General features: G+C 48.0%; 26 protein-coding genes and 1 riboswitch. Of the genes, 6 read left to right on the forward strand and 20 right to left on the reverse strand.

The window, feature by feature from the left end:
• Positions 1-47: 47 nt before the first annotated feature.
• On the forward strand, positions 48-830 hold the full coding sequence (locus H142_RS0112675) for a cyclic nucleotide-binding domain-containing protein (RefSeq protein ID WP_017932524.1): 783 nt from the start codon (positions 48-50) through the stop codon (positions 828-830).
• Positions 831-834: 4 nt separating this feature from the next.
• On the opposite strand, the gene moaA is transcribed toward H142_RS0112675, so the two are convergent.
• From moaA to H142_RS0112715, 9 genes are all read right to left on the reverse strand, one after another.
• Positions 835-1,824: a GTP 3',8-cyclase MoaA gene (gene moaA, locus H142_RS0112680; RefSeq protein WP_026148049.1), complete on the reverse strand. Its 990-nt coding sequence runs from the start codon at positions 1,822-1,824 to the stop codon at positions 835-837.
• Between the two features lie 86 nt (positions 1,825-1,910).
• Positions 1,911-2,029, reverse strand: a riboswitch (molybdenum cofactor riboswitch).
• Positions 2,030-2,145: 116 nt separating this feature from the next.
• Positions 2,146-3,330 (reverse strand): NnrS family protein, encoded by a 1,185-nt coding sequence (locus tag H142_RS0112685; RefSeq protein ID WP_017932526.1) that lies wholly within the window; start codon positions 3,328-3,330, stop codon positions 2,146-2,148.
• 42 nt (positions 3,331-3,372) lie between these two features.
• The gene (locus tag H142_RS0112690; protein WP_017932527.1) at positions 3,373-5,595 is read right to left on the reverse strand and encodes an adenosylcobalamin-dependent ribonucleoside-diphosphate reductase; all 2,223 of its coding nucleotides are present in this window, start codon (positions 5,593-5,595) and stop codon (positions 3,373-3,375) included.
• A 125-nt stretch (positions 5,596-5,720) separates the two neighbouring features.
• Positions 5,721-6,923 carry a molybdopterin molybdotransferase MoeA gene (locus H142_RS0112695; RefSeq protein ID WP_033315345.1) on the reverse strand — a complete coding sequence of 401 codons (1,203 nt, stop codon included), beginning with the start codon at positions 6,921-6,923 and terminating at the stop codon, positions 5,721-5,723.
• 11 nt (positions 6,924-6,934) lie between these two features.
• Positions 6,935-7,417, reverse strand: a complete 483-nt coding sequence (gene moaC / locus H142_RS0112700; RefSeq protein ID WP_026148050.1) for a cyclic pyranopterin monophosphate synthase MoaC — start codon at positions 7,415-7,417, stop codon at positions 6,935-6,937.
• Positions 7,414-7,950, reverse strand: a complete 537-nt coding sequence (locus H142_RS0112705) for a molybdenum cofactor synthesis domain-containing protein (RefSeq protein ID WP_017932530.1) — start codon at positions 7,948-7,950, stop codon at positions 7,414-7,416. The genes moaC and H142_RS0112705 overlap by 4 nt, the downstream gene beginning before the upstream one ends.
• A 2-nt stretch (positions 7,951-7,952) precedes the next feature.
• On the reverse strand, positions 7,953-8,414 hold the full coding sequence (locus H142_RS0112710; protein ID WP_033315312.1) for a molybdenum cofactor biosynthesis protein MoaE: 462 nt from the start codon (positions 8,412-8,414) through the stop codon (positions 7,953-7,955).
• 4 nt (positions 8,415-8,418) lie between these two features.
• A complete protein-coding gene (locus H142_RS17285) occupies positions 8,419-8,667 on the reverse strand; it encodes a MoaD/ThiS family protein (protein ID WP_033315313.1) in 249 nt (82 codons plus the stop codon).
• A 74-nt stretch (positions 8,668-8,741) separates the two neighbouring features.
• On the reverse strand, positions 8,742-9,515 hold the full coding sequence (locus H142_RS0112715; RefSeq protein ID WP_017932532.1) for a sulfite exporter TauE/SafE family protein: 774 nt from the start codon (positions 9,513-9,515) through the stop codon (positions 8,742-8,744).
• Positions 9,516-9,686: 171 nt separating this feature from the next.
• Between H142_RS0112715 and hemN the strand changes: the two genes are divergently transcribed.
• Positions 9,687-11,057: an oxygen-independent coproporphyrinogen III oxidase gene (hemN, locus tag H142_RS0112720; protein ID WP_033315314.1), complete on the forward strand. Its 1,371-nt coding sequence runs from the start codon at positions 9,687-9,689 to the stop codon at positions 11,055-11,057.
• Positions 11,058-11,076: 19 nt separating this feature from the next.
• Here hemN and H142_RS0112725 read toward each other — a convergent pair whose 3' ends face one another.
• From H142_RS0112725 to H142_RS0112750, 6 genes are all read right to left on the reverse strand, one after another.
• Positions 11,077-11,352, reverse strand: a complete 276-nt coding sequence (locus H142_RS0112725; RefSeq protein ID WP_017932534.1) for a DUF1971 domain-containing protein — start codon at positions 11,350-11,352, stop codon at positions 11,077-11,079.
• A 49-nt stretch (positions 11,353-11,401) separates the two neighbouring features.
• Entirely contained in the window at positions 11,402-11,854 is a 453-nt protein-coding gene (locus H142_RS0112730) for a group III truncated hemoglobin (RefSeq protein ID WP_017932535.1), read from the reverse strand.
• Positions 11,851-12,294: an RrF2 family transcriptional regulator gene (locus tag H142_RS0112735; RefSeq protein WP_017932536.1), complete on the reverse strand. Its 444-nt coding sequence runs from the start codon at positions 12,292-12,294 to the stop codon at positions 11,851-11,853. The genes H142_RS0112730 and H142_RS0112735 overlap by 4 nt, the downstream gene beginning before the upstream one ends.
• A gap of 305 nt (positions 12,295-12,599) precedes the next feature.
• On the reverse strand, positions 12,600-13,253 hold the full coding sequence (locus H142_RS0112740; RefSeq protein ID WP_026148052.1) for an NnrU family protein: 654 nt from the start codon (positions 13,251-13,253) through the stop codon (positions 12,600-12,602).
• 3 nt (positions 13,254-13,256) lie between these two features.
• Positions 13,257-13,691 (reverse strand): CopD family protein, encoded by a 435-nt coding sequence (locus tag H142_RS0112745; RefSeq protein WP_017932538.1) that lies wholly within the window; start codon positions 13,689-13,691, stop codon positions 13,257-13,259.
• Positions 13,688-14,110, reverse strand: a complete 423-nt coding sequence (locus H142_RS0112750; RefSeq protein WP_017932539.1) for a YbaN family protein — start codon at positions 14,108-14,110, stop codon at positions 13,688-13,690. Before H142_RS0112750 ends, H142_RS0112745 begins: the two co-directional genes overlap by 4 nt.
• A 494-nt stretch (positions 14,111-14,604) precedes the next feature.
• Between H142_RS0112750 and H142_RS0112760 the strand changes: the two genes are divergently transcribed.
• Complete coding sequence (locus H142_RS0112760; protein ID WP_017932541.1) at positions 14,605-14,922, forward strand: helix-turn-helix domain-containing transcriptional regulator; 318 nt, start codon at positions 14,605-14,607, stop codon at positions 14,920-14,922.
• A 110-nt stretch (positions 14,923-15,032) separates the two neighbouring features.
• A complete protein-coding gene (locus H142_RS0112765) occupies positions 15,033-15,251 on the forward strand; it encodes a hypothetical protein (protein ID WP_026148054.1) in 219 nt (72 codons plus the stop codon).
• Here H142_RS0112765 and H142_RS0112770 read toward each other — a convergent pair.
• Positions 15,242-16,606 carry a site-specific integrase gene (locus H142_RS0112770; protein WP_017932542.1) on the reverse strand — a complete coding sequence of 455 codons (1,365 nt, stop codon included), beginning with the start codon at positions 16,604-16,606 and terminating at the stop codon, positions 15,242-15,244. The genes H142_RS0112765 and H142_RS0112770 overlap by 10 nt on opposite strands.
• A 493-nt stretch (positions 16,607-17,099) precedes the next feature.
• On the opposite strand from H142_RS0112770, the gene H142_RS0112775 reads away from it, so the two are divergent.
• Complete coding sequence (locus H142_RS0112775; RefSeq protein WP_017932543.1) at positions 17,100-18,722, forward strand: toll/interleukin-1 receptor domain-containing protein; 1,623 nt, start codon at positions 17,100-17,102, stop codon at positions 18,720-18,722.
• A 35-nt stretch (positions 18,723-18,757) separates the two neighbouring features.
• On the opposite strand, the gene H142_RS0112780 is transcribed toward H142_RS0112775, so the two are convergent.
• Together H142_RS0112780 and H142_RS0112785 are read right to left on the reverse strand one after the other, a co-directional pair.
• A complete protein-coding gene (locus H142_RS0112780) occupies positions 18,758-19,414 on the reverse strand; it encodes a hypothetical protein (RefSeq protein WP_017932544.1) in 657 nt (218 codons plus the stop codon).
• Positions 19,415-19,479: 65 nt separating this feature from the next.
• Positions 19,480-21,417: a trypsin-like peptidase domain-containing protein gene (locus H142_RS0112785; protein ID WP_083899039.1), complete on the reverse strand. Its 1,938-nt coding sequence runs from the start codon at positions 21,415-21,417 to the stop codon at positions 19,480-19,482.
• 138 nt (positions 21,418-21,555) lie between these two features.
• On the opposite strand from H142_RS0112785, the gene H142_RS0112790 reads away from it, so the two are divergent.
• On the forward strand, positions 21,556-23,088 hold the full coding sequence (locus H142_RS0112790) for a TRAFs-binding domain-containing protein (RefSeq protein WP_017932546.1): 1,533 nt from the start codon (positions 21,556-21,558) through the stop codon (positions 23,086-23,088).
• An 11-nt stretch (positions 23,089-23,099) separates the two neighbouring features.
• Here the strand turns inward: H142_RS0112790 and H142_RS0112795 are convergent, their stop codons facing one another.
• Both H142_RS0112795 and H142_RS16905 read right to left on the reverse strand, forming a co-directional pair.
• The gene (locus H142_RS0112795) at positions 23,100-23,744 is read right to left on the reverse strand and encodes a Crp/Fnr family transcriptional regulator (RefSeq protein ID WP_017932547.1); all 645 of its coding nucleotides are present in this window, start codon (positions 23,742-23,744) and stop codon (positions 23,100-23,102) included.
• 66 nt (positions 23,745-23,810) lie between these two features.
• On the reverse strand, positions 23,811-23,996 hold the full coding sequence (locus H142_RS16905; RefSeq protein ID WP_156812029.1) for a hypothetical protein: 186 nt from the start codon (positions 23,994-23,996) through the stop codon (positions 23,811-23,813).
• Positions 23,997-24,088: the final 92 nt, after the last annotated feature.

Raw genomic sequence — 24,088 nt, forward strand, 5'->3', positions numbered from 1 at the left:
AAATACTTATAATGCGATTTAAAATCGCGAACCGAACAGAACCGTAAATGTCTATTAAACAATCCAGTATCGACCGAATTCGTCATGTTTCTTTTTTTAATAAGTGCGATGACTCTGTTTTCAAAACGGCCGTTTCCGGTGCTTTCCTCCAGACCTTTCCGGAAGGTACAACTCTGCTCATAGACGGGGAACCTGTCGATTTTCTTTATTTTGTTTTAGAAGGCTCTGTTGAACTATCTGCAGGATGGAAATCAAAAGACACCACATTGGCAATCCTGCGCCCCGTATCAACTTTTATCTTGGCTGCGGTGGTAATGGAATCCGATGCTCTAATGTCGGCGACAACTTTGGAACGGTCGGAAGTTTTGATGATCCCTGGAGAATCTCTTCGTCGCGCGATGCGGGAAAATGCACAATTTAGTTTTGCTGTATCTGAAGAACTGGCTGCTTGTTATCGCGGTCTTGTACGCGCAATAAAGAATCATAAATTACGGGACTCGACTGAACGATTAGCCAATTATTTAGTCACGCAAACGGCCCGTCAGGATAATGCCGCACAAATTACTCTACCCCATGAAAAACGTGTTCTAGCCGCTCTCTTGGGTATGACCCCGGAAAACTTATCTCGCGCATTTGCGAAGTTAAATAAGCAAGGTGTGAGCGTCTCAGGGAACATAGTCAAATTTGACAAAATGGATGCTTTGAAAAGATTAGCCCGTCCTGCCCCAACCATTGATAATCATTATAAACAATCTGAGCAATTAGACGGCAAAGCGAGTACTGAACGGCAGCGCGGCGGTCATGGCACTGAAACTGATGCCATTTACTAAATATCTAGCCGCCTGTTTGCGCGAGGTTCATAGTGTCTCCTGGGTTAGATGCTGATAATCTATGCCCGGCGTTTTTACTTTGCAGAGACCCCAAGACACGGGCCTGAAATTCTTCCAGGCCACCATCGGATTGCAGTAGATCCCGCAAGTCCAACCCCCCATTGCCAAATAGGCAAAGTTTCATGTTTCCTTTTGCACTGACGCGCAAGCGATTACAGCTATCACAAAACCCTTTGGAATACGGCGCAATCAATCCAATACGTCCCACATAATCGGGATGAACAAATTCAATTGCCGGACCATCATCAATACCGCGCATTTTTGGCGCCCAGCCATTTTGCGTTAGCCATCCCCGCAAGACCTCTCCGCTAACGTGTTGGTCTGCGAAAAACTCGGCATTGTCTAATGTGCGCATCAATTCAATGAACCGAACGGTCACCGGTCTATTACGCACAAAATCGCTCCAGCCCTTAAAACCGTCCTCGACTGAATCGCGCAGCAAAACAGCGTTCACTTTTACCGCGCCTAAATCATGTTCAAGCGCGCGACCAAGGCCCGCCATTACATCTTCAAAACGATCATGTCCTGTAATTTTCAAAAAAGTCTCGCGGTTAAGCGCATCAATACTAATATTTAAATGCGACAGCCCGGCTGATACCCAGTCATCGACATAACGATTTAAATTATAGCCATTTGTTGTCATCGCTACTTTGTTCACGCCGTCAATATCAGAGACCGCTTCAATGATTGATGTCAGGTCTTTTCTTACAGCAGGTTCGCCGCCTGTCAGGCGCACTTTTGCGAGCCCCATCGAGGCAAAGCCGAAGACAAGACGCCGAATTTCTTGCGTATCCATATAGTTCATTGGAGACGATTTTTTCCAGCCATTTGGGAGGCAATAGGTACATCGAAAATTACATACCTCGGTGACGGAGAGCCGCAAGTAATGAAACCGGCGACCATAACTATCCGTGGCTTTTATAGCGTCGCCCATAGTATTGGGCGTAACCTTCAGCCCATCTGATATAGAGGGCCGCAAAGCCAAGGGTTCAGGCGCAGAGGCTCCCGCAAAGGGGTATAACTGTGTCATCGCAACTCCTTTCCAAGCACGGGAGGCCAGAAGATTTCTCCGCTGACCCACGGCCTAAACGCCTTAACCAGATGGCCTTAGGCGAGCAGACTCGGAGCGATATATGATTGTGTTAGGAGACTAAGCGCGCTTTGTCATTGACCCGTCAAGGATACAGGGTTGATTAACGTCAATTGAGCCAGTGACGCGCATCAATTTCATCCAGCGGCGGTACAGGCCAATCTATCACGGTTTAGGTCGCCACAGATAACGCCCATAAAACAAGCAGTAGGTGGCAAAGGAGAGACTCCACAAAAGCGCAGCACCTATTGTAAAGCTCGGCTGTAAATCTACGTTTACATAAGGCGTAGCCACCCGCGCAGCCGCCGCAAAATTAATCAGAATAAATATGAGCACCGTAGGAATATCTGCGGTGAGCTGTCGTCCCGAATGCCCGAGCGTCGCGCGGGTCATAATGGCTAAGGTCATCACGCCTATTGCCCCCGTCCCGATGGCGTGAATGCCTGATATGGCCGGAAAAATATCGGGCTTGAGTATAGCCGCGCCATTAAGCGCAAATGCCAGAGCCGCCCACCCATAAGCGATATGCAAGATAAGCACTAAAGGCTCAGAGACCGCCGCCCAAAACTTCCAGCGCACAAGACGCAGAGCATTTAGCCCGCCTGCCAGTAGCAAGATCCCGCCGCTGATGAGATGCCCCGGAAAGGTGACCCAGCTGAAAATGGATAGCCCTGATACAGCCAGCGTTATAATGTCATATTTATTGAAGGGGACAGGCTTAGCATCGCTCCGACTGCGAAGCCAATTCGTTGTAAAAGCAGGCGTGACGCGGCCGCCAATAATCACAATCAACATGAGAACGATGCCAAGTCCCATTTTGCTCAACTGATCAAAGCTCCACCATCCAAAATTTTCAGAGAGATGAAATCCAATATTGGCCAAGGCCAAGAGCGATAGAATAAGGGCAACTTTCACATTCCGCTTATTCTTGCCCGCAATAACCTCTCGGAAAACAAGCGCGGCAAAGACGATTAAAAACGCACTATCCAGTAGCCGACTAATCCAGTCGGGATTAATGTCGATTAAGAGGGCCAATCGGCCTGCAAGCCAAAGGGCGAACAACCAGAATAAGGGCCAACCTACAATCGGCAAGCGGCCCGTCCAATTCGGTACAGCGGTCAATAAGAAACCCGCTATAATTGCGCTGCTATAACCAAAGATCATTTCATGTGCATGCCATGAAACGCCCGTTTTAATCGGCAGGCCCATATCTCCAAGAAAGTAGCCGGCTATCCATATGGGCACAGCAAGGGCGGCCCAAAGCGCGCCAAAGAAAAAGAAAAGACGAAATCCATAGCTAAAGATAACAGGCCCTTGATAGGCCTGTCCTTTGTCAGAAGGTGTCACCATAGTTTTCGTCCCTATTTTAATCACTTAACCGCACCTGGCCCGTCATCCACATTTTGAATGACCACATTCCAAACAGGTATCACAGCCCTCTTTTCTCAGGAGAGCATATTGGCTGCACTTTGGACAAAGGCCGACCTTTTTAGCCGTGTTCACAGCCTCTGTGATCACCGGGTCGGCGGTAATATCAACATCAAGCCCCAGATGTTTAAAGACAATACCGCCAATCGCAGCTGGCAGTGACGGTACATATTTTCCATCCAGAAAGGCCCCGCCCTGCGGATCAAAGACAGCCTTTAGTTCTTCGGCAACAAAGCTGACATCGCCCCCGCGCCTGAAGACGGCAGAAATCATGCGGGTGAGCGCAAGCGTCCAGGGGTAATGCTCCATATTTTTGGAGTTCACAAAAATTTCAAAGGGACGCATACCGTCGACTTCTTCAGTGTCATTGATGGTCACATAGACGGCATGCTCGCTGGGCGGCCATTTAAGTTTATAGGTGGAGCCCGTTAGTTTTTCTGCGCGAGGTGGCAGATAAGGCGTCAGTTTTTTCAGATCTTTATCTTTTGTACTCTCATCAGTCGTGCTGAGAATAGAGCCGGTAATGCTGTTTGGCCGATATGTGGTTAGCCCCTTGCATCCCATATCAAAGCCGCGGCTATATATGCCTTGAAAATCCTCAAATGAAATGTCTTCGGGACAGTTCACCGTTTTGGAAATTGAGCTATCAATAAAACGTTGCGCAGCGGCCTGCATCTTCAAATGATGCTCCGGCGTTAAGGTCTGCGCGCTCACAAAGACATCTTCGGGCATAACGGCATCACCTTTGAGCCTTTTCCAAAGTGATAAGGCGTAATCTTCAACGGCCTCAGTGTGAAAAGACCCATCGGCTTGTTTGATTTTTCGATTGTATGAAAAGGCAAAAACAGGCTCAACGCCTGACGATACATTATTAGCAAATAATGACGTGGTGCCGGTTGGAGCAATGGATGTCAGGCACCCGTTACGCAATCCGTGAGACGTGATCAGGCTTCTTGTTTCCTCATCCAGGGACAACAGATTATGCCGCTCTAATATCTCGGTTTCAAATAAGGAAAAGCGACCCTTTTCTTTTGCCAGCCCCGCAGAGGCACGGTATGCGGCGCGCTTTATCGCCCCCATCCATTGCTCCGTCGTTTTAACGGCTTCATCTGAGCCATAGGCAATCCCGCAAAAAATCAAGGCATCTGCAAGGCCCGTGACGCCAAGGCCAATGCGGCGTTTTGATTTAGCTTCTTTCTCTTGCGCCTCCAGCGGAAACCGCGAAACGTCAATCACATTATCCAAAAATCGCACAGCGGTTGCCGTAAGATCCTCAAGCTTATCTTCATCAAGGCACGCCGTTTTCTCAAATGGGGTTTTGACCAAGGTTGCCAGATTGAGAGAGCCTAAAAGACAAGCCCCATAAGGCGGCAGCATTTGTTCACCGCAGGGGTTAGACGCAGAAATGGTTTCGCAATAAGCTAGATTGTTCAGTGCATTTACACGGTCAACAAAAATGACGCCAGGCTCCGCCGCGTCATAGGTCGCCTGCATAAGCTTATCCCACAGCGATTGAGCTGAGACCGTTTTATAGACGGTGTCATTGTGAACCAAATCCCAATCAGAGTTGGTTTTCAAAGCTGCCATGAATGCATCGGGCACGAGCACGGAGAGGTTAAAATTGCGAAAGCGCGCGCCGTCGCGCTTTGCCTCGATAAAGCTTTCAATATTCGGATGATCAATCCGCAAACATCCCATCATCGCGCCGCGTCTTTGCCCCGCTGACATAATCGTGCGGCACATCGCATCCCAGGTATCCATAAAACTCAGCGGCCCTGATGCATTCGCGCCAACGCCGAGCACGGCCGCACCGTTAGGACGTATAGTCGAGAAATCCATACCGACACCGCCGCCTTGCTGCATGGTAATCGCGGCTTCTCGCAAGTGCTCGAAAATCCCCGGCAAATCGTCAGGGACAGTGCCCATGACAAAGCAATTAAACAATGTGACCTTACGGGCTGTTCCGGCGCCGGCCAAAATACGTCCTGCCGGAATAAATTGAAAACCTGTTAGAGCTGATTTAAATTTCTTCACCCAAACTTTCCGAAGTGAGGGAGTTTCAGCTTTTGCAATCGCTGTGGCAACACGGTCAAAGGTTTTCTCTAGCGAGCCATCTGTTGCTGAATCAGACTTAAATTTGTATTTTTTGTCCCAAATTTCTTCGGCTAAGGTCGTTTCGAACGTCATAAAAATCTCCTATCTGGAGGCTGACAATTTTGCGATTCGGCGGGGCCTCTCAATGGGGGTCACCCAAAATAATTAGCCGATAGATTTGCTGGCCCCACTTATTATTTATCAAGTCTTGCCCGCCCTTAGAAATCAAGCACCTCAATCGTGGCCCCCGCAGTCATAGAAGGCGAATGAGCGAGCCTGCGCACTAACACATCTGCGCGCGCAAGACTGAATTGCGCGCTAGAGTCTTGACTGGAAAACAAGACGGCTTGGCCGCCGTCATCTAAAAATGCACGTGAGAAGGTTTCCCGCCCACCAATTGAAGGTAAATCATGACGACATAGGATTGACCTAAATTGGCAGGCCTGGTGTGCATTTTGCCCAGTAATTCCCATCAATAACGGCGTTAAAAAAAGTCGCGCCGTCACAAGAGCTGAACCTGGATTACCGGGCAGCCCTAAAATTATTTTACGCGCGCTTTGAGATTTAATCCGCGCCATCCAAACCGGCTTGCCGGGCTTTATCGCGACTTTTGGAAATATGTAATCCAGTGCGTCTTCACCAAACATAGACCGCGCATAGTCTTTTTCCCCGACCGAAGCTCCGCCCGTTACAATGATAACATCTGCGTCTTCTACGGCGGCTTTAGCGGAGGCCATAAGCTTAGCGGGGTTATCAGCGATCCGCTGTGAGCGCACAATCTGCGCGCCAAGGGCTTTGGCATAGGCGGCGACGCCAAATGAGACGCTTTCCGGAATATAGCCCGGAGTCTTATAGGCGCGTCCCGGCGCGGCCAATTCATCCCCCGTTGCCAAAATGACGACTTTCGGCTGTTTATAAACCTTCACCTGCGCCCTATCAGCTGACGCCGCCGTTGTTATTGCGCGCCAAGTCAGACACGTGCCTTTGGCGACCAAGCAGTCGCCCGCCTTAAAATCAGATCCTGCCTCGCGAATATTACGTCCGGGGCCAGATTCGGTATTAAAATGCGCAACATCACCGATACGCTCAACATATTCTTGGATCACAACGCGGTCTATGCCCGCAGGCACGGGCGCTCCCGTGAAAATCCGTATGCAGCCCACGCCGTCAAATGAGCTTTGCGGTTTAGATCCTGCAAAGCTCTCGCCTATGACGGGCAGCGCAGCCGGGAGCACCGCAAGATCAGCATCACGGACGCCATAGCCGTCCATAGCGGACACATCCGTTGCAGGGGCATTAGAGCGCGCCAGCAGGTCTTGTGCTAAGACCCGCCCGGGCGCATCCTCAAACGCCACGGTTTCAACACCGACTGGCGCAGCAACATCAATAACGCGAGCCAGCGCGTCTTCAAAGGGAACCATTTGCATCGCTATTATGCTTTCTCTGCTGTCCAATCACCGGACTTTCCGCCGCTTTTAGCGGTGAGTTTTATGCCGCCTATCGTCATGGTTTTATCAACGGCTTTCATCATATCGTAAAGCGTCAGGCAGGCGACGCTGACGGCTGTCAGCGCTTCCATCTCAATGCCTGTTTGTCCTGCCGTTTGGGCCTCTGCTTCAACGCGAAACCCCGGCAGGCTGCTGTCGGGCGTTATACGCACAGCGACTTTCGTAAGTGGTAAGGGATGACAAAGCGGGATGAGCTCGGCCGTTTTCTTTGCGCCCATAATTCCGGCTATTTCCGCCGTTGTAGTCACAGAGCCTTTGGGCGCTTTACCTGCGAACACTAACTGTAATGTTGCCTCTTGGGTCATAATATAGCCGCTTGCGACCGCGCGGCGCTGCGTGACGGGCTTGTCGCCAACATCCACCATATTGACCCGGCCTGCACCGTCCAGATGAGTGAGCCCGCTCACGGACAAATCCCGCGATAGCGTTCAATCTGGCCCACCAGTGAACAGGGGCGGTATTGGCTATTAAACTCAAAAGCAAAGACATTATCCCAGGCATCGCGGCACGCGCCTGTTGAGCCCGGCACACAAAAGACAAATGTATCCTCAATCTGTCCCGCAAAGGCGCGTGATTGTAATGTTGAAATGCCCACAGTGCCCATACTGACATGATGGAAAACTGTCGCGAAGCCGTCCATCTCGCGGCGAAAGAGCGGTTTAACCGCTTCGGGAGTAACGTCTCGCGGCGCAAAACCTGTGCCGCCCGTTGCCAAAATCACATCAATATCAAGCTTATTGACCCAAGCTTTTATCGCAGCTTGTATGGCGTCAATCTCATCTTTGACGATGATATGATCCACTAAATTATGCCCTGCTTTAACGGTCCGATCAGCAAGCAACCCTCCCGAAGTATCAGTTGTTTTATTGCGCGTGTCGGACACTGTCAGAACAGCAATGTTAATTGGATAGAACGTCAGACTCTCATCAATATGGGCCATATCTATTTACTCCATCGTTTCCGGTCATTGTGGTCACGGTCGGTGGGTTCAATCCAACGTGTTCCAAAAGGACCTTCTTCTCGTTTCCAAAAAACGGCATCGGTTTTTAATCGATCCATCACATAATCCGCGGCCTGAAAAGCCTCTCGGCGATGATCGCTTGCCACTCCGACAAAAACAATCGTCTCCCCCGGCGCAATCGGCCCGCAGCGGTGAATGACGCGAACGACGTCAACACCAAAGCGAGACAATCCATTGCGCGCAATGTCATCCAGCGATTTTTCAGTCATCCGGGGGTGCCATTTGAGAACCAGAGTGTCCAAACGCTCACCTTGTTTCGTTAGCGGACGCATCACGCCACGAAATGTTACAGCGGCGCCGGCCATATTCGCAATACTGCTAAAGTCTGCTTCAACTTTAGCATTGTCAATAATGTCTTGGGTTAACCTAGCCCGGGCGCTCATAGCTTTAACCGCCGGATAAAGGGCTAAAAAATGCAACACGGTCTTGAGAAGATATGACAGTGTCCTCGGGAACCATTACGTCATTAATGACGGGCCGAATAGATGGCTTCAATAGTTCGTCATACTCATAGTCATTAGCGAGACGCGCACGTAATTGACCTACGGTCATACCAGCACTGTCTAAGTCGCAAAACCGCTTTGAGCCCATGCGATCTGATATGCGACCAAAAAATTCTACTTGTATATTTTGCATGTCGATCCTGTCTTTTAATCTGTAATAAAACAGTGCCTTTTATCTTTTATGACCTGAGACAATTTGCAACCTGTTCAGGCCAGAAATCCAACAAGTCCTAACCATTTAAATATCAAGCGAGCTGCAACATATAATATGAGCACAGCAGTAAGCCGTTTTAAAAAAGCCGGATTAAGCCGCTTAGAGGCCATCCATGATCCAATCTGACCCCCGACAAATACGGCGCAGAGTAACGGCCAATATGGCACAGCAAGAGACAATAGCTGCGTATCAGCCAGCTTCATAATTTGTCCTGACAGCCCGGAGATAGAGTTAGCCAAGATAAATAGACTACAGGCTGCTGCGATTTTACGGGGCGTGTCCCAACGCAGCCAATAGAGCACAGGGGCGAGGAAGATTCCGCCTCCAATGCCCACAATTCCAGAAAGCAACCCGATACTACCGCCTGCAAGGAAAGCCAGCGTAAGTGGTGTGCGACGCTTATCCGCCGTTTCATATACAAAGTCCCGTTGCAGCAGGAGCCGAGAACCGCTTAAAAATAAAGCGCCGCCTAAAATTCCAATGAACACAGTTTCAGTCACGGGTAGCATTCCCCCAACCCATGCGGCGGGAATGGATACGACGAGAAATGGCATCAAGGTGCGCGGCGCAACAAGCCCCTCTTTGGAGAAGCGAAGTAACCCGCCTGATACAACAATAATATTGCAGGCCAAAGCAATAGTGGGAAGAATGCGAAACTCTGTACCATGCAAAACAAGCAGAGCATTATATGTTGAACCGCCGCCAAACCCGACGGCTGCATAAAGCGCGGCTACAATAAAGAAGAGACAAATTAAGTGTAGTGGCATTCAAACTTTCAACTATCGTGCAACAGTTTTAACACAATAACTGAAAGAGGCTATAGGTTGATTATAGTCCAAATAAGCAAGTGTTCTTTTCAACAATCAAACATCTATCAAGCGTCAATCGGACATCCAACAATCCCAGATGATTTAAAGGATGCTATCGGACTCCCAACTATGGAGAACGTTGTGACCAATTATTCGGAATCACTAATAAGAGAATATGCGAGGCCCGCGCCGCGTTACACAAGCTATCCGACTGCTCCGCATTTTTCTGAAAATATTCAACATGCCCAAGTCCGCTCTTGGATGATGGGCATTCCGGAACAAGGTGGAATTTCAATCTATATACATATTCCATTTTGCGACCGACTCTGTTGGTTTTGTGGATGTCACACCAAACACACACTAAAATATGAGCCCGTCAAAAACTATCTCCAGACACTTTATGCTGAGATGCGGCTAACTGCTCAAATTATTGGTCGGCGTCAGAATATTCGGCATTTGCATTTAGGCGGCGGCTCACCCAGTCTCCTAAAAGCGCCCGAATTGGAGGAGCTTAAAGCCGTTTTGAATGAGTGTTTTACGTTTAGTACTGAAACAGAAATCAGCCTAGAATTTGACCCCACGGATTTGGATAGCGCCTCACTCAAAGCCTTTGCGAAATTTGGCATCACGCGCGCAAGCCTAGGCGTTCAGGATTTTGATCCCCGCGTACAGCAAAGCATTAACCGCATTCAAACATTTGAGCAAACAAAGTTCGTTGTCGATACACTTAGAGATTATGGCGTGACTTCACTCAACATAGATGCGCTTTACGGCTTGCCCTATCAAAGCCTTGAGACTCTTGAACGCACACTTGTATATGTTGACGCCTTACAACCCGACCGGATTGCGCTTTTCGGTTATGCTCACGTCCCTTGGGTTAAACCGCATCAGAAACTCATCCCGGACGATAGCCTGCCGAACAATATTTTGCGGTTTAAGCAAGCGCGTCTTGCCGAAGGGTTTTTTGAAACAAAAGGCTACACTGCAATTGGAATTGATCATTTTGCCAAACCGACCGATAGTTTGGCCGTTGCTTACAGGCACCAGACAGTTCGCAGAAATTTCCAAGGTTACACGACCGATGATTGTGACACACTCATCGGGTTTGGCGTGTCCTCTATAAGCCAATATCCACAAGGCTACTCCCAGAACGTTAAAGACACCCATTCCTACAAACGCGCCGTTGAAGGCGGGAGCCTGCCCATCCAACGTGGTTTTGCAATTGGCGCAATGGATATTACAACGGCAAGCGCAATAAATGAGCTGATGTGTTATTTCACTCTAACTTCGGATAGGCTGCGACGCTCATTCGGAGATCGCGCGGACCTCATTTTGACGCGCGCAGAAAGATTAGCTTCAGAAGATATGCACGGCTTTTTTGTGAAAGATGGGGCTGATTTCAAAATCACTGAACGTGGTAAACCTTTCACCCGAACTTTGACCTCAGCGTTTGATGAGTATTTAAAAAACAATGAAACGCGGTACTCGATTGCTGTATAGGGCGTGAGCCGATTGTCCTCTATTTATAGAATTCTACTTTAAAACTAACAGGACCTGTGATTTCTACGCGGTGGGCCTGTTCAGGTTTTATAATTCCCTCGCTCTGCAGATTTAAACGCGCTTTTTTCTCTGGCGGTCCAACAATGATATAATCTAGCTCGCCGCTTAAGATGCAAATACGACCCCATACAGTTGATTTCGTTTGATGAAGTGTCGTCAATTTTTCAGGCACGGTGTCTTCTGTGAAAACAGGTGACTCAGCATATTTCTGAACGTGGACGGGAATTCGGATCATTGGGTGTCTCTCAGTGATAACCAGGGTTTAAATGTTGCCAAGCGAAATCTCATTTACCATATTTTGGGCGTCCTAAGCCGGGCATTCCAAATATGGCCAGTTTCAAACTTGAGGCTATGCGTTCGGCTCTCACCATAAAATATTCAACCGCATCTTGTGTCGGGGCTGTATCTACGAGTGTTTGGCGAAACAGGCCAAGCCAAATTCCAAAATGCCAATCTTGAATAGTGTCAGCATGTTTTTGATGCGCAGGAACGGGCTTACCTGAGTACAGACCGGCATTTAGGGTTACCGAGGCCCAGAAAGCCTTCATACGACCTAAATGGTGTGGCCAATCTTCTCCTTTGATGGCGGTATTGAAAACCGGGCCTAATACCTCATGATCACGTATACGACCGTAAAACGTCTCAACTAATCGATCAATATAGACTTCATCTATGCCCATATCCTCAGCATTCTTTCGGGTATCTTCACGAGCGCTCGTTACGCGTAAATCTGTCATTGTTCAGCCTTTTCCAGAAGAAGCTTTTCAAGTGCAGTATTGTCAGTAAGCAAGTCGGCAAGTGTAAATTGGTTAAGGCAGTCGTAAAAAGCAGTTTGCGCCTGTGCCAAAACTGATGATAAACGGCATGCAGTAGTAATCATACAAGTCGCCTTACCGCCCGGAAAACACTCCACGAGAGCTGTGTCTTGCTCCATATCGCGGACAATATGCCCAATATTTATGCTTTCGGGCTTTCGCGCCAAATACAAGCCTCCTGAGCGCCCGCGAACCGAGGTGACATAGCCATCTTTCACCAAATGATGCGCAACTTTCATCATATGGTTTTTAGAAATTTTATACCGATCTGCCGTTTGTGCAATCGTGACAAGCCCCCCCTCATTGACGGCAAGGTGCATTAAAAGCCGAAGGGCATAATCTGAGAATGATGTGAGCTTCATAAACGCCTCTTAAAAGATATATCTTTCTTATTGCTTTTAAGAACCAACAGCAATAAGAAAGATGTATATTAAATATATCTTTTGTGGAGACAGATCATGCAGAGTAATAGTAATGGTCCATGCCGTTATGACTGTGAGTGTTATGACTGTGAGTGTTATGACTGTGCAGCTAATATCTATACGGGCTTCGATTTTCCTTATGAGGGCGGGAACGGTTTCATCCGCGGATCACTTAAAAGGACCGCGACTGCGTTACAAAGATTAGTCAACACATTGCTCTCAAACCTAAGAATACCATAGAGTTATCAGAGCAGACCGAGCAACATACCGACTGGATCAACCCCAAACAGAACAGGGTGAAGCAGAAGAAACAGGCTCCAGAGGGCAAAGCCCAGACAAATGCCAATCACAGCAGCACTATCAAAATGGCCGCGGGCAGATGTCATGGTAGACCACTGCTGCGGTCCAGACTTTTCGCTAAATCTTTTCTCGACGCGCTGGACACCGATGAGTCCAAATAATGCAGAACCGGCAAATAATATAAGGCTCGGCCAATCACCGTTGGCGGGAATATGGGCGACCGCCCAAAGCGTCAGCCCCCAAATAATTGGATGACGCACCCATCCGATAAAGCCAGGGCGGACGGGATCAAACCCCTTCCGGCGAAACGCAACAGAAAGTGGGTTGGGTGATAACGCGCCTACGCCAAGCAAGATAAAACTTACCAAGGTCACGACGGCCGCAAAGTGGTAGCTCCATACGGGAGTTGTCCATAGAGGTATGCGATCCGCACTTAACACGGCCCATATGACCCATGCCAAGAGCACAACTGATAAAACCGAATAGGCCAGCAAATAGCGGCTACGGCCCCAACGCTCAATCAAAGCCGGCTTTATCACCGTTCGAGAAATGGCGACATGACTGAGTATGAATACGCCCATGGCGATGAGAACCATCATTGCTTATACACCGCCATAGCTAAAGCTGAGACCTAACCATGCAAAGGCAAGGCCGAGAAACGTTACAGCAATAATATGCCCGCCAAGTACGGCCAAGCTCGCTGGCGTCAGGCGTGGTATCACACGAAATCGCGCATGAAGCGCCAGTCCGAATGTGGCCGCAAGGCAGATAAGTTTAAGTGAAATTGTAAGCGCAATAGCGTCACTCCAATCTGCCCACGCCATAATGTCAGGTAGGAGCCTGTAAGATAGCCAAAGCCCCGTGATGACTTGTATGATTAAGGCGGGCATACCGATGCGCTCATATATTCGTTCAAAGCTCTCAATCATTTTCGGATCACGCTTTGCCAACGCTTCAGGGAGTAGACTTATCGCCAAGATTAAATGACCGCCCACCCAAATTGTGGCGGCCAGCAGGTGAATATATAAAAGGATCATGTGCATGAGGACTCATCTTTTATAAGGGGCGGCGGAAGAGGACGTGACAGCACAAAGGTGCCAGCCAGTAACAAAATTATGGCTTGGGCAATTAGTGCAAAACGCGGCGCACCCAATAGAATAGACAATGTGAAAATTGCCCCCATGGATATGACGGCGATAATTTTTGTGGGGCGACCAATAGCACCGTGTTGACGCCAATTTAGTATGAGTGGGCCAAAGATACGATGGCCAACTAACCATTGATGACATCGCTGCGATGACCGCGCAAAACAAAACGCCGCAAGAAGTATAAAGGGCGTGGTTGGCAGAAAAGGAAGAACAACGCCTACCGCTCCAAGAACAAAAGCAATCAGGCCGCCGAAGAGCCAAATAGGCCGCATAATTTTAGAGGATTTATGATGTTCAAATTGCGACATGTAAGGGCCCCAGCCATGAGCTAATAGCAAATGTTACTTTGCTCAATGGTCATTATCAATACAAATGCCAATTCGGTGACTCGAATTTTATCTGCACATCAAATGTAATTTTAATTGAATTAGCATGCCATTATTGACAATCATAAGGTAACATATATGTTACCTTATGATTGAGATACAGGAATATCTTGACGATGACAGCGTAAGTGCCTTTGGACAGTGGTTTGAGGCACTAGATACTCAAGCGGCTTTGAAGGTTGCCACGTAGATGGCTCGACTTGAGACTGGTAATACATCGGCCTTAAAAGTCTTGGGAAAGGCCTTAGGGAATGCCGGATACATTGGGGCCCGGTATTCGTGTTTACTTAGGGCGCGAAGGCGACAGTCTTGTGACCCTTTTTGGCGGCGGTACTAAAAAAACGTCAAAGCAATGATATTCAAAATGCGATGGCCGCATGGGAGCGTTATAAAAAAAGAATGAAGGATGAAAGAAAATGACCGTTACAAGAAGCTTCCGCGATACAGTTCAGGCCCGCGCGGCCACAGATCCGGATTACCGTTATGGACTCTTGACCGAGAGTATGGATTCTATGTTGTCCGGTGATCTGGAAACAGGCAAAGCGCTGCTACGCGACTACATTAATGCCACAATTGGCTTTGAGCCTTTAGCTGAAGCTATAGGTAAGTCTCCCAAAAGCCTTATGCGAATGTTAGGCGTGAGCGGAAATCCAACAGCCAAAAACCTCTTTGGGATTATCAGCCTATTGCAAGAGAAAGAAGGCGTGCATTTGCACACAAAAGCCGCATCATAAGACAAAGCGAATCAGTACAAAATGTCACATATTTTCGACTTGAAAACACCCATGTATTTGTTTTCATGTGTGTTTAATGTAGGTTAACCTCCTGCTTGCGGAGTCACACTTTGAGCTCTAATGAACTGAATATTGTATTTTACGACTATCCGACTAAGATTTACGGTGAACTCAAACCTATGTTACTTGAGACATGGTCATTATCTAATACCCGCTGTGGCCGCCATAGAGGAAAGAAAAATTTTATTAAATTTGCAAAAATATCCGCTCAATCTCTTCAATCCAAAGTTGGAATTTTTGGTGCAGAAAGAGTGACCGATCAAAATTGAAGTAGGTTTTCGCAGAAAGCGGAGGGTATGGGATGAACAATTTTAAGAAACTCATCACGTCTGTACTTCATGGATCCACCATCGCCATAACTCGGGCGAGAGTTCTTGTGTCCCACCAACAAACATTGCAATCCGTAGTCCAGTCCCGCTTCCAACATCCGTTTCTCAAAGGAGTGTCGAAGTGAATAAAGTCTGTGATCCGGCGTCACCTGCAATCCCCGAACTCGCAGCCCATCCATAATAGCCTTTGACATGACATTGCCTTTATTACGGTAACGGGGAAAGCCATTAGGCGCTCTTTTGAATGCTTCTAGCGCACATCCAACCAGAGGAATATCGCGAGACGATGCCACTGCTTTTAGCTGCCGATCTAAGCGCGAGCGTATCTGGATATAAGGAACTTCTGCGTCCAGCTTGATATTTTCAGGCACGATGTTTGAAAGCTCGCTTGGGCGGCAGCCTGTTTCAATCATTGCATAGACTATGAGGGTCGCCTCGGCATTAAGTCCATCGAAAATGCCAGGCTCCAAAAAGCGCGTCCGCACAAACTCGTCAGAGAAGCAGGGCACGTCTTTAGAAGGCTGTTTCGCGAAGCCTAGTTTACGAAACGGGTTGTCACGATTTTCATCGCCTTCGTATTCCCAAAACTCACGATATAACTTTCTGATATTGCCTAGGTCGCGATTGGCACTATTCGTTGTTAGCGGCTTGGAGCCATCTTTCGGAGCAACGCGCGCCGCCCACCAATTATAATATTTGCGTGCATGGTCTCGGTTAATTTTGTTCATCGGCAGATCACCTACAACTTTGATGAAATTGTTGAGCGCGCGCATTTTAACTTTGCGCCAGGATTTCTTTTGTTCCTCCGACTTGCCCAGCAACTCGCTGACCACGATTTCATCGCAGTAAAGTTCCATCGCCTTGCTGATTTTCACGGCTGGCCGCTCAACTAAACCTAGCACGGCGTCGGCTTCTTTTTTATCCGGCACGGGGTCAGTCGAAATAGCCTTCAATCGATCGATTATGTCAGCCAGTGTCGCTACGTCCGCGAGATCCTGAACAGGTGTATAGACAAAGCCCTTTGCCATCGCACGGCGCTGCGCTGACTTATAAGATCGACGGGCAATATCTGTCGGAAGAGTGTCACTCGCCATGACGCTTGCCCAGAATTGATTGTCCGCTTCTATGAGCGCATCACGCCGAGCGCGCGCAAGTTCAAGGCTCACTGTCTTGAGCGACTTATAAACCGTACCGCGTGTGTCGAAAAATTCATACTCTCTGGGCACCCGCCGAACATAGTGCCAGCGCGCGCTGCGCTTCTTAAGATGTTGATTCAAGTGCCTCATTACGCCCATAATGTAGGCTCCTTTGTAGGTCAAAATATAGGTCAAAAATCGTGAGAAATTACAGGACCCTGCAGGAAAGTGTAGTAATTTCAGAGACTTAACCCTTTGATATCAAAGGAAAGTGGTGCGGCTGAGACGCTAGGGTGTTTGTTTCCTCTTGAACTTCGTATAGATAAAATACTCAAATAAATCAATAAAATAGTTGTTGCTTAGTTTAAAAATCATGAGAGTTTGTACTCACTTTTGTACACACATCACAGGGACGGTAATCCGTCTTAGTTTTGACGGAATCACAAGGTGATACGACTAAATCGATATTCGAGGTTGGTAAAAATTCTTTAATTTTGGAACTTTATGCCACGCTCCGCAGAGAGGAATACGACTTTCACGATGTTGAGGTTATGCCTCTGGCAATATAGGGATTTGCATCCCTTAAGGGAAGTCCATATGATGGTTGAGTTGGAGATAGCTTATCGTGCAGGCTTTCAAGTATCAGGCATTCATGTCTTATGCCCACGGCGATGAGTCGATGGCAGCGCATTTGCATCGCGCGCTTGAGACATTCCCTATTCCAAAAATGCTTCAGGCAAAGTCCGGGAAAACCCTGTCACCGATTTTCAGAGACGTCACGGAGCTAACCGCCCATCACAACCTGTCCGAAAAAATTCGAGATGCAGTGAATCACTCCAGATTTCTTATTGTGCTTTGCTCTTTCGCCGCCAAAGACTCCCATTGGGTAAATGAGGAAATCCGGCTATTTCGCAAGTTACACGGCGAAGCGTCAATTCTGTGCGTTCTGGTCGAGGGCGACCCGGACACGTCTTTCCCGCCCGCCCTCACGGAAAATAGCCGAGAGCCCCTGGCGGCAAATGTTGCAGGTGGACGTGAAAACTTTCGTCTTGGGGTGACCCAATTGGCCGCGTCCATGCTGGGTGTCGGTCTGGATGAGCTTATCCGGCGCGATGCCAAAAGGCGAAAACGGCGCACGCAGGCTATCACATTTGGCGCCGGGGTGTTCTCGGCTCTGATGGGGGGCATGGCCTGGACGGCTATGGATGCCCGGGACGACGCTATAATCAGCCGAACGGAAGCCGAAAAAATGGTCGAGTATATGATAACCGATCTCAAGGAGGATTTAGGGCCCGTCGGCAAGCTCAATATTCTTGACGATGTGGGTAAACGGGTGACCGATTATTATGACGCCATTCCGCTCTCCGACATGGATGATGATCGCATCGCCCGGCAGGCCCGGGCTCGACATTTGTTGGGACAGGTGGCCCTCTCGGAACGTGATCGGGTTAAGGCGCTTATCGAGATTAAGGCGGCCTATGACGCAACCTGGGAAATCCTGCGCCGCCGCCCCGATGACACAAGTGCCATCTTTGCCCATGCCCAAAGCGAATACTGGATGGGGGAATTAAAAAAACAAGCCAAGGATTATAACACTGCCCTTATCTATTGGACGGAATATGACCGTCTGGCGAAACTGTTATATGACAAAGACCCCAACAAGCTGGATTGGATTATGGAGGCGGGTTGGGGTGACAATAATTTGGCCTTTCTAAATAATAAGAGAAGTGAATACTCTTTAGCTCGAACAAATTATTCAGGTGCAGTAGGTTTATTCAATCAAGCACTAGCCCAGACCCCGGACAATCAAATGATTGAGCATGAGTTGGCGAATGCTTTGGCAGGCCAAGCAAATGCAGCAAGGCATTTAGGTCTAATTGAAGAAACTAAAAAAATACGACTCAAACAAATAAAAATTTATAAAAATCGAATAAAATTGGAACCAAATAATTATGAGTATTTATTTCGATTAGCTCAGGCTAAAATAGCATCTATGGATGATTTCCTTGAGGAAACAACAAGCGACGATATATTGGATATATTCGATTCGCTACAGACATTGGTTGACGCAGATTACAGGAATTTTGAGTGGGGGGGTGAATATGTGAGATTCATTACTGACGTTTTAGAATCAAAGAATGGATTAAATGCGGAGGGGAAGAAAAATCTTGCTGCTTCAGGCCTAAAATACGTCCAATCAACTGGCCCTCATCAAGATTTTAAAACCGCACATGACATTTTTAACAAATTCCTTGAGGGACAAAAAAATCGGTGACTCCATTTGGAGCCACCGAACAAGATATTTTAATTCTATGGTGGTCCTTTAGTGTCATTATTTGTACCCGGATCGACAATGATATCTGTGCGCATGATGGTGTCTTCATAATTTTCGCCAACTTTGATCCGACCGGGTTGGATAATGCTGACATGGAGATTATATTTCAGATCAAACGTTTCGCCCTTTTCCTTCTCCCAACATTTGTTCAGTACCATTAATCCGTGGCCACTATCAAAAGTACCGATCACCTCAAAGGCTTCATCCTGATGACCTTTCGGCACATTATCGACTGAGAACTGGGTGTTGTCGGTAAACCGCCAATTATCACGCGAGAGGTGAAAGAGCATGATAACGGGTGTGTTGATGTTGAAATCGAGCGGGGTAGAAGGCACGCCGCTTTGTTGCCCATCGATAGGCTCAAAGAACTTAACGTAGCCGCCATAGGCAGCCTGCGCACCTTGGCCACCGAGCCCGGCAACTTTGGGCCATAAGCTTTCAAGGTCTGGCACCTTGATACGGTGTCGTTTGATAATGCCTTCATCAATATCCACAGATATGGGCAGCAAGAGTGGCGCGCCCTTGGTTTCCTGCGTGAAGTCTGAACTGTTCAACCAGTCTAGTTGGTAATCATCCCAGTCCTTAAGATATTCCTGATTGGCTTTGATATCGTCTTTTGTAAATCGTGGCATGGTTCCCTCCTTATGCCTGTGTGATTATATTTAGCCTCTTGCTCGCACAAACGATGTGATCGCCGTCACGCATTATTTAGTTTCTGGTCCCGAGCCGGGTTTGCGTTTACCAGCATGTCAATGGCCATGGCCAAATTAGCTGCTTCCTCGCCGTTAAACGTCCGGTCACCGGCGAAATGCAGGCCGACCAGTTGGCCATCCATATCCAATATGGGCGCGCCGGAGCTGCCTCCCAGTGTTGAAGCATTGTGGCAAATCGCCATAAGTTTTTTTGAAGGATTAATCCGGGGTTCCACAGAAACCTCAACCCCGTAGGGCGTGTCCGTATCTGTCGAATGGCGGAAGATGCGACCTTGGCTTATGCGTTTGACAGCAAACACCGGGTCATCCTCTACAACCGACAAAATAAGGGCATTTACCTCAAACGGACAGGGGTAGGAAATCGACACAACTTCTCGCGTGTTTAGCTCGTCTGTGGGTATAGAGACGCGCTCAATGGGCGTGCGATCTGTCACACTTCGCGAGAGGGTAAATATGGCCACGTCCAAGTTTGAAATGATTAGGGGCGGATCCCCGTTAAACGGTACATAATCGGACGCGTCCCGGTCACGTTCGGCGATAAATTCAATGCCGCCGCAATCGGGCCCCGTCAGATATTGTTTATAAAACTCGTAGACATGCTGGTTGGTCATGATGTGGCTGGGTGTAATGAGAAAGCCTGTGCCAAACGAGACATCATCATTGGTGGGAATGCCTTCCTGCCGGCCCCCTATGCGCCCTGTGGCCAAGTAGGCCGGCTTGAGCACCGCATATTGCCCCGTCAGAGTTTGCAGTCCCGAAGGCACCATCTGCCCCATGGGTGCGAGCGGCGCCGGGCCAGGTGCGACGGCCCCAGCCAATAGAGGGCTGTCTGCGAAAACAACACCGGCCTCGGGCGGGCGCTCGGGTTTGGGCAGGGCTTGTCCAGCTGGGACAATGGGTGGAATCCACCAGCTTTTCTGTGTCAATACAGCGGATGAGACTGTTTCGGGATTTACTGGCTTGCCAAGAATAATTTTCCTGAGAAAAATGAAAAGCAAGGGCACGGCCAACAACAGAGTTCCAATAAAATATAACCATTTATATGGGTCATCCACTGTTGGATCATCCACGTTAGAGATTTTAGATGAAGGAACACCCGTTACATTATAAGTTATGTTGACCTGCCTATTCCCTCCGCGCCCATCGGACACTGTGAAAGTGATAAGATAATTACCGTTTTTAGGAAAAGTGATATTGAAATTACCATCGCGCCCATATCCAAAGGGAATTTGCGGGGTTGACTTTACGTTGATTACCGAGAGGCGATCCCGATCTGGGTCGGAAGCATAATTCAGAAAGTTCCCGTCGGTGCGATCAGTCAAGATCATCAGGTTTTGATTATATCCAACTGGTGGTCGATTGCTAAGGACGGGAGGTGGTGAAGCCGTGCCGATGAAAGTAACTTCTCTGATACCGAGTTCACCCCCCGGGGGATCAAGGAGCCACAATCGCACACGATCAATATTTTTTGGTTTATTGATGTCAAAATTAGTTGACTGGCTGTTCTGATTGTTTGGGTCAATATTAAGAGGTCCACTCGGATAATCATATATGTTTACGCCCCGGTTATCAAAAAATTCAAATCTAATGGACCGAAACCCAGCTATTGGACCATCTAGACCGTTCCAGATTTTCGCCGCTCGAATGTCAAAAGAATTGTTGAATCTAAAATCCACATAGCCAGAATTCCCGTTGACAGCTTGCGAGCTAGACACGGCAAAACCAGCCGGATAGGGCGTGATTTCAATCCCATCACTTATCTGAGAAACCTCAAAGTTACCTAAGGGTTTTAGATTGGTAGATACCGTAATTTCGGAAGGGTTGATATCTTGGGCACTGGCTATACTTGCGACAACCAGACATGTTAATAATGTGATAAAGAACCTACACCATCGGCAATTTTCAACAATTCCTCGATACATGAGTTCCTCCTTTTCCTGTTAACGCATACATCTAAAATTGTAAAGCAAGACTGTGATCTCGATCACGGTGAAAAAGCGTCAACCCTGAAACAAGAAGCTCAACTTGATAGACCTTTGGAATAAGTATAACTTGATATAATGACAAATCATTCGCAATCAGATTATCTCAGTGATTACGACAGGGCGATCACTGAACTTAAATCTGATCCTAATAATCTAGAATTTAGGCATCAAGCCGTTCTTGCGCTGGCTCGGGCTGGATCACTTGATTTTGCCGTCACTGAATTTAAACGGTACGGCTTGGACAGGATTCGTCATCATGAAGACATAATGGCTTTGGGCGGGCGCCTCTCTAAAGATCTCTATTTGGAAAGCACCGGTAAAACCGCTTTAGAACATGCGCGTGATTCCGCGGATAAGTATGAGGCGGCTTTTAAAGACACCAAAGGATATTACTCTGGTATAAACGCCGCGACGATGGCCTTGATGGCTGACATGCCCTGCGACATGGTAATGTCACGGGTTCAACATGTTTTAGATATTTTGCCGTCAACGGAAGATCTGTCGCCAACAGACCATTATTTTATCGAAGCCACCCGGGCCGAATGTTTTTTGCTGCGGCGTGAGAATGTAAAGGCCGAGGCATGTCTACGATCGGCCGTCGCCTTTGATCCGTTAAACTATCCCGCCCACGCCTCAACGCTAAAACAGTTTCGCCTGATTTTGAACCAACAAAAGGAGAGCCAATCCTGGCTTGAGGGCTTCTCGCCTCCTCGACCGGTTCATTTTGCGGGCCATATATGGGCGACCCCGTCTTCTGCTCCTAATCCCGAGCTCACACATGAAGACGTTGATGCTTTAATGATATCGATATCTGACAAAATACAGCGGCATGATATTGGTTTTGGTTACGGTGCGCTGGCAGCGGGCGCGGATATTTTGATCGCCGAGATCCTGTTAAGAGAGGGGGCCGAGCTAAATGTCATTCTACCTTGTGATACAGATAGCTTTATTGAGCATTCGGTTCGCCCGTTCGGAGAGGCGTGGGTCTCCCGGTTTAAGTCCTGCCTGGACAAGGCGCAGTCTCTGACATCGCTGACAGGCCCAACTCACAAATTGAGCGGGGATCTAAACATTATGGCGGCCCGAATAGCCATGGGGCAGGCTATATTAAGAGGCCACCATTTTGATGTTAGTGCTGCACAAGTTCTGATTTGGGACAACCTACGAAAGGGATCATATACCTCTCATCATGCTGCAGATTGGCAAGAGACCGGCCTGAAACAGGTCATTATCCCCATGGTCGAAGTCGGGAAAATTTCTTCGCCTGCTTTGCTACGATCAGACAGTATTGCTGTGAAACTCGCACGCTCCGACACGGAAGATATTGTGCTCTTCAAGACGCCCATGCAGGCCGTTGAAGCGGCGATACATATGATGTCCGATGCCCAAAATTTGCGACTTGGACTGCATTTTGACATGCAAGATTCAGATGCCGAGCTACAGGCGCTTATTGCACGGAACCTGCATCATAGCATTATGATGCCCGAAGCTTTTGCCAGTTGTGTTGCTCTGTCACAGGATGACCGATTTGCTGTGAAATATGCTGGACGTGTGAAAGACAAGGCAGGCCGGCTCATCCGCAGTTACATATTACAGGTTATGGCCTAGGCCAAACTGGGTTAGGCGAATACAGCGCGCAAGCGTTCGGGATTTTGCACAATCAGGGCTCCGGGTACACGCGATACTAAGCCCATTTTTTGAAGTTCATTCACCGTTCTTGATACCGTTTCCCGTGTGGAGTTAACGCGACGGGCCAGCTCGACAAATATGGGGTTTGGTCGAATAATCTGCTTGTCAGGGTCAATACCTATGGGCGAGGCCAGCCTAATGAGTTCGGCACAGACACGGCCTTTCACAGATAACGTATGGGCGCTAACCAAATCCGACATGGTCAAACCCAAACGATGGGCCAGATCTTTCGCAACAGCATGCGAAAGTCCGGCGTGTGAGGCTAAGCAATCTCTCATTGTGTCAACCGGCATTAGGCGCAATTCCAAGTCTGTTTCAACATGCAGCTCGAAATCCAAAAACTCTTCCGCCAAAAAAGATACCATGCCGATGAAGTGGCCTTGAGTATATTCTCCTATCCAGGTTTCATCTCCGTTTGCAGAGTAGGAGACAGCACTGGCCCTCCCGGACATGACGATACCCACGTTCTGAGGTGCCTGTCCCTGGAATCGGATGATATCTCCCGTTTGATAGCTTTTCCTTACAGAGCGTTCTTCCAGAATGCTGTACCAATCATGTTCACCGAGGTCGATCATACTAAATTTATAACATGTCTGAAAAGCAGATAAACTCTTATTTTGCAGGACAGCAATCTTATGTGCCTAGGAAATACGAAACTCAAACCCGTCTTCAAAAATCTGTAAAGGAACTGATGACGAAATTCCTGCTGATACAGAATTTGGCTTTGAAATATCTGGTGGAGCGGCAAACACATTAAAGTGCAATAGCTGCAAAATTGCTGACAGTAGATTCGCTCTCCATGACATAATTAAAATAATCAATGTCATAATTGTCCATTGTGTCAGCAACCATATGGGTTTTGCACTCACTTTTGTACACGCTTTTTAGAAACGGGAATTCATAATAGTGCTAAAATCTA

The sequence above is a fragment of the Robiginitomaculum antarcticum DSM 21748 genome (assembly GCF_000365025.1).
Taxonomy (GTDB): Bacteria; Pseudomonadota; Alphaproteobacteria; order Caulobacterales; family Maricaulaceae; genus Robiginitomaculum; species Robiginitomaculum antarcticum.